This window comes from Micrococcus sp. HMSC31B01, assembly GCF_001816085.1.
GTDB lineage: Bacteria > Actinomycetota > Actinomycetes > Actinomycetales > Micrococcaceae > Micrococcus > Micrococcus luteus.
The window spans coordinates 1-5,294 of record NZ_KV825241.1 but is presented as its reverse complement, the minus strand read 5'-3'; the positions used below and the strand labels follow the sequence as shown (position 1 = coordinate 5,294).

The 5,294-nt window shown below is 73.6% G+C and carries 4 protein-coding genes; all 4 read right to left on the bottom strand.

The features are described 5' to 3' along the window. Window positions 1-575, bottom strand: a 575-nt coding sequence (locus tag HMPREF3105_RS08900; RefSeq protein ID WP_141762476.1) for an MFS transporter, incomplete at its 3' end; no start/stop codon positions are given. Window positions 576-691: 116 nt separating this feature from the next. Beyond that, window positions 692-2,704: an FMN-binding glutamate synthase family protein gene (locus HMPREF3105_RS08895; RefSeq protein ID WP_070709275.1), complete on the bottom strand. Its 2,013-nt coding sequence runs from the start codon at window positions 2,702-2,704 to the stop codon at window positions 692-694. Between the two features lie 13 nt (window positions 2,705-2,717). Then, the gene (locus HMPREF3105_RS08890; protein ID WP_036316171.1) at window positions 2,718-3,299 is read right to left on the bottom strand and encodes an acyl-CoA thioesterase; all 582 of its coding nucleotides are present in this window, start codon (window positions 3,297-3,299) and stop codon (window positions 2,718-2,720) included. A 19-nt stretch (window positions 3,300-3,318) separates the two neighbouring features. Further along, window positions 3,319-5,294: aldehyde dehydrogenase family protein (locus HMPREF3105_RS08885; protein ID WP_141762475.1), on the bottom strand; the 1,976-nt coding region annotated here is incomplete at its 5' end.

Genomic DNA, 5,294 nt, shown 5'->3' with positions numbered 1-5,294 from the left:
AGCGGCGGGGCGGCGACCAGGGCGAGCACCCAGAGCGCCCCGATGAGCACCGCGGCCCCCAGCGCGGCGCCCGTCCAGCCGAGGGCGAGGGACGCGGCCGGGAAGAACAGGCCGCCGACCAGCTGGGCCGCCTGCACGCCGGACTGCTTCACCCCGACCCACCCGATGCGCCTCTCCGGCGGCACCACGGTCCGGATGATCCGGTTCGTGGTGGGGTTGGAGATGGCCTGCGTGACGCCCGCCACGGCGGCCGCCGCGTACAGCACGGGCAGGGACGGGGCGACGGCGCCGAGCACGAGCGCCGCGGCGGTGCCGCCGAAGATGATGCTCAGCTGTGCGCGGGCGGACAGGCGGTCGGCGGCCCGGCCGAGGCCGAGCGAGGTGACGGCGGCCGCCGCGAACACGACCGTCATCACGGTGCCGAGCTGGCCCGAGGTGACGTCGAGCCGCTCCATCACGACCGTGGAGGAGGCGGAGACGCCGTAGTTGAACAGGGGCCCGGCGCCCATCGCCGCCAGCAGCACCCACAGCAGGGCCGCGGAGGGGCGGCGAGCGGCGGGGGCGGGCAGGGTCACGGCCCCAGGCTACGACCCCTCACGCGACGAGGCGGGAAATCTATCTCATGGGCGCCCGGGGGCGTCGTGTGAGGTGGATTTCCCGCCTCGAAAGCGGGGGTGACTGCGGGGGTGGGTCAGCCGACGCGGCCCTCGCCGCGGTGCTCGCCCTCGACGCGGCCGGTGGTCCCCCGCTGGGTGACCTCCTCGCCGTCCTGGCGCTCGGGCCGCTCGCCGGCCTCCGCCGGCAGGCCCTCGTTCTCGTCGGTGGGCGTCTCGCCGGCGGTGGCGGCGGGTGCCGGATCCTGCGGGGCCCGACGACGGCCGCCGTGCGGGGACAGCGACTCACCCTCACCCAACGAGCTGACGCGCGGCATCGGCGACGTCGTCAGCGGCACGGACTCGGTCTGCCGGGCGTCGACGAGCGTGGAGCCCGTCCCGGAGATGGGGGAGCCCTGCACGGGGGCGCCGGCCGCCTTGCGGCCCGGGATCAGCAGCTCGGAGCGCCACTGGGGGTCGCGCTCGGTGAGGTAGTCCACGCGGGCGTGCTCGCCGAAGTGGTCCGCGTCCGCCTCCTCCCAGTCCATGGCCCAGCCGGCGGGCGGGTCGTTGAGCAGCTCGTCCGTGCGCAGCCAGTGGTAGATGGACGCGTACGAGCGGGTGCTCAGGTGGTCCACGCGGCGGCGCAGCATGCGGGTGTTCAGCTGGGACGGATGCGTCAGGCCCATGGACGCCATGATCTGCACGGCCTCGCGCACGGTCAGGCGGTGGTAGTTGAAGACGCGGTTGCCCTTGTCCTCCACGTCGAGGGCGCGCATCAGACGCGGGTCCTGCGTGGCCACCCCCACGGGGCACTCGTTCGTGTGGCACTTCTGCGCCTGGATGCACCCGGTGGCCATCATCATCGCGCGGGCGGACATGGTGAAGTCCGCGCCCTGGATCAGACGCTTGACGATGTCCGAACCGGTGGCGACCTTGCCGGCCGCGCCGAGCTTGATCATGTGGCGCAGGCCGGTGCCCACGAGCGCGTTGTGCACGAGCATGAGGCCCTCGGTCAGCGGGGTGCCCACGCGGTCCGAGTACTCGAGCGGGGCGGCGCCGGTGCCGCCCTCGGAGCCGTCCACGATGATGAAGTCGGGGGCGATCCGCTCCTCCCAGATGGCCTTGGTCATGGCCAGCACGTCCACGCGGGAGCCCACGCAGAACTTGATGCCGATCGGCTTGCCGTCCGAGAGCTCACGGAGCTGCTCGATGAACCTGACCATCTCGCGCGGGGTGCGGAACGCGGAGTGGGACGCCGGGGACAGGCAGTCCTTGTCCATCGGGATCTCACGGGCCTCGGCGATCTCGGGGGAGATCTTCTCCTTGGGCAGCATGCCGCCCAGGCCGGGCTTCGCGCCCTGGGAGATCTTGATGGTGATGCCCTTGACCTCGGGCAGCAGCGCCTTCTCGGCGAACTTCTCCGGGCTGAAGGTGCCGTCCTCGTTGCGGCAGCCGAAGTAGCCGGAGCCGATCTCCCAGAACAGGTCCGCGCCGTTGCCGCGGTGGTACTTGGTGAGGCCGCCCTCGCCGGTCTCGTGGATGAACCCGCCCAGGCCGGCGCCCTTGTTCATGGCGATCACGGCGTTGGCGGAGAGGGAGCCGAAGGACATGGACGAGATGTTCATCAGCGAGATGTCCACGGGCCGGCGGCAGTCCGGGCCGCCGATCCGCACCGTGGGGGGCTCCTCCGGCGGGTTGACCGGGGCGGTGGAGTGCAACAGGAACTCGTAGCCGATCTCCGAGGTGTCCCGCTCGGTGCCGAACGCCTTGTGGCTGTCCAGGCCCTTCGCACGGGCGTAGACGATCGAGCGGGTGTCCCGGTCGAACGGCTTGCCGTCGAAGTTGCGCTCGATGAAGTACTGCTGGATCTCGGGGCGGATCGACTCCAGCAGATACCGCATGTGGCCGAGCACGGGGTAGTTGCGGAGGATCGCGTGCCGCTTCTGGGTCATGTCCCACACGGCGAGCACGAGCAGCGCCACCAGGAGCACCGCCAGCACCCACCACGCGCCGCCGCCGATGGCGGCCACCAGCACGACGACGAGCGCGGCCAGCGAGAGGGTCGCGACGATCAGGAGTCTGTTGTTCACCCGACCATCGTGCCCCATATCACTCGAACGTTCATCCTCGCCGCACTGTGTCGAGGTCCCACGTGTGGGGCAGGGGCGTCCGGGCCGACGGCAGGGCCACGCTGCGCCGCCACTCGTGCAGCCACTCCGGCAGCGTCGGCTCCCCCGCGAGGTCGTGGCCGGCCGCCGCCGCGATCGCCCGGACCTCGTCGTTCTCCACGGGGCGGCCGTCCTTCTTGCGCAGGCGCGTGCAGATGTACGCGCGCACCGCGACGTCGCCGTCGACCACCACGCGCTGCTCGAACCACACCGCGCGCTCATCCAGGCCGATCATCCGCGTCTCCACGTCGAACCGCTGCCCCAGGGTCACCGAGCGGCGGAACGCAATCTGCTCGGCCTGCACCACGGGCGTCCAGCCGCGACGGCGGATCTCGTCCCACAGGCCGGTGCGGACCATCGCGTCGAAGCGGCCGAGGTCGAACAGCCCGAAGTACTGGCCGTTGTTGACGTGCAGGGCCATGTCCACGTCCGTGGGCAGGGCGCGCATCGGCAGCGTCGTCGGCTCCCAGAGTCCGGCGCGCGGGCGGCGGCGGGCGCGGGCGACGACCCAGATCGTGCGGGGGATCAGATGCATCGGAGGTTCCTCCTCGGGGTCACAGGACCCCCTCGGTCAGATGGTCCGGCGTGCCGAACCGGTGGGCGGTCACGGACACGGCCTGTTCGTGCAGGAACGGCAGCAGCTCCACCTCGCCGGCGCTCACCACGGGGCCAGCGTAGACCGCCACGTCGGGGGTGTCGCCGAGCGCCGCGTGCAGCGCGCGCCGCGCCGCCTCGGCCGCCTCCCGGTCGCCGGTCCAGTCGGCGACGAGCCGGATCCGTGCGTCGCCGCCGCCCTCCGCTGCGGGCGGGATGAGGGCCAGCCGCCGGGCGCGGTCGTGGAACGCGGCGTCGTCCTCGACGACGACGTCCACCGGCGCGGACGTGCCGGCACCCTCCGTGCGGACGGACCGGACCAGCTCCTCCACCCGGCCGCGCACGGCCTCGGCCGAGAGCCCGTCCGCGTCGGGCCCCTCCGCGGTGGGGGTCGGGCGCAGGCTCACGGTCATGGGCGCCCCGGCGCGCAGGCCGGCGGAGACGATGCGCAGCAGGTGGTCGGCGGGCCCCGAGTGCCGGCGCACGAGGACCGGGGTGGGGACGTGACGCAGCACGTTCCGCTCGGCCTCGAGCGCGGAGACGTCCGTGGCCACCCCGAACACGGTGGTCCACGCGTGGGTGTCGAGGGCGCGGGCGGTCTCGAGCCAGGATGCGCCCGCACCGTCGGCCTCGGCCCCGGGCCGTCCCTCTCCCCCGGCCCACGTGGGCGCGTCCTCCCAGTCCACGAGGCCATGCAGGTAGTGCGGCCCGCCGGCCTTCGTGGTGGGGCCGACGACGGAACGCTTCCAGCCGCCGAAGGGCTGGCGGCGCACGATGGCCCCGGTGATGCCGCGGTTCACGTAGAGGTTGCCGGCGCGCACGCCGCGCAGCCACACGTCGATCTCCTCCCGGTCCAGCGAGTGCAGCCCGGAGGTGAGGCCGTAGTCCACGGCGTTCACGATCCCGATCGCCTCCTCGAGCGTCTCGGCCGTCATCACGGCCAGCACGGGGCCGAAGTACTCGGTGAGGTGGGCGTCGGCGCCGGGGCGGACGCCGGAGCGGATGCCCGGGCTCCACAGGCGACCCGTCTCGTCCAGCGGCCGCGGGCGCAGGGCCCACCGCTCCCCCGGGCCGAGCTCGGTGAGCCCGCGGCGCAGCTTCTCGCCGGGGGCCTCGATCACGGGGCCCATCTCGGCGCGCGGGTCCGCGGGGTGCGCCACGTGCAGGGACGAGGCGGCGTCCAGCAGCTGCCGGTGGAAGCGCTCGGAGGTGGCCACGGAGCCGACGAGCACCACGAGGGAGGACGCCGAGCACTTCTGGCCGGCGTGACCGAAAGCGGACTGGACCACGTCCTTCGTGGCCAGGTCCAGATCCGCGGACGGGGTCACGATCACGGCGTTCTTGCCGGAGGTCTCGGCGAGCAGGTGCAGGTCGGGGCGCATCCCCTTGAACAGCCGTGCGGTGTCCCAGCTGCCGGTGAGGATGAGCCGCTCGACGGCCGGGTCGGTCACGAGCGCCGCGCCGACCTCCGCCTCGTCCTCGTCCGCCAGCGTCACCAGGCGCACGAGGTCCGCGGGGTCGTGCCCGGCGAGCGGGCCGCGGTCGTCGAACAGCCCCGAGTCCCGCAGCCCGGCCACGATCAGCTCCCACGCGACCGCGCCCGTCCGCTCGGACTGCGGGGCCGGCTTGAACACCACGGGCGAGCCGGCGCCGAGCGCGGCGAGGACGCCCCCGACCGGGATGGCCACGGGGAAGTTCCACGGCGGGATCACCAGGGTCAGGCGGACGGGCACGGCGCGAGCGCCCTCCACCGCGTCCAGGCCGCGGGCCAGGCGCGCGTAGTAGTGCGCGAAGTCCACGGCCTCGGAGACCTCGGGGTCGCCCTGGTCCAGGGTCTTGCCGGTCTCGGCGGCGGCCACCTCCAGCAGGCGGGCCCGGCCGGCGTGCAGGGCCCGTCCGACGGCGTCCAGCGCGTCGGCGCGCTCGTGGCCGGTGA

Excerpts from the sequence above, each read along its gene's own strand:
- HMPREF3105_RS08895 (WP_070709275.1), bottom strand. The coding sequence starts at position 2,704 with ATGGGGCACGATGGTCGGGTGAACAACAGACTCCTGATCGTCGCGACC.
- HMPREF3105_RS08890 (WP_036316171.1), bottom strand. The coding sequence starts at position 3,299 with ATGCATCTGATCCCCCGCACGATCTGGGTCGTCGCCCGCGCCCGCCGC.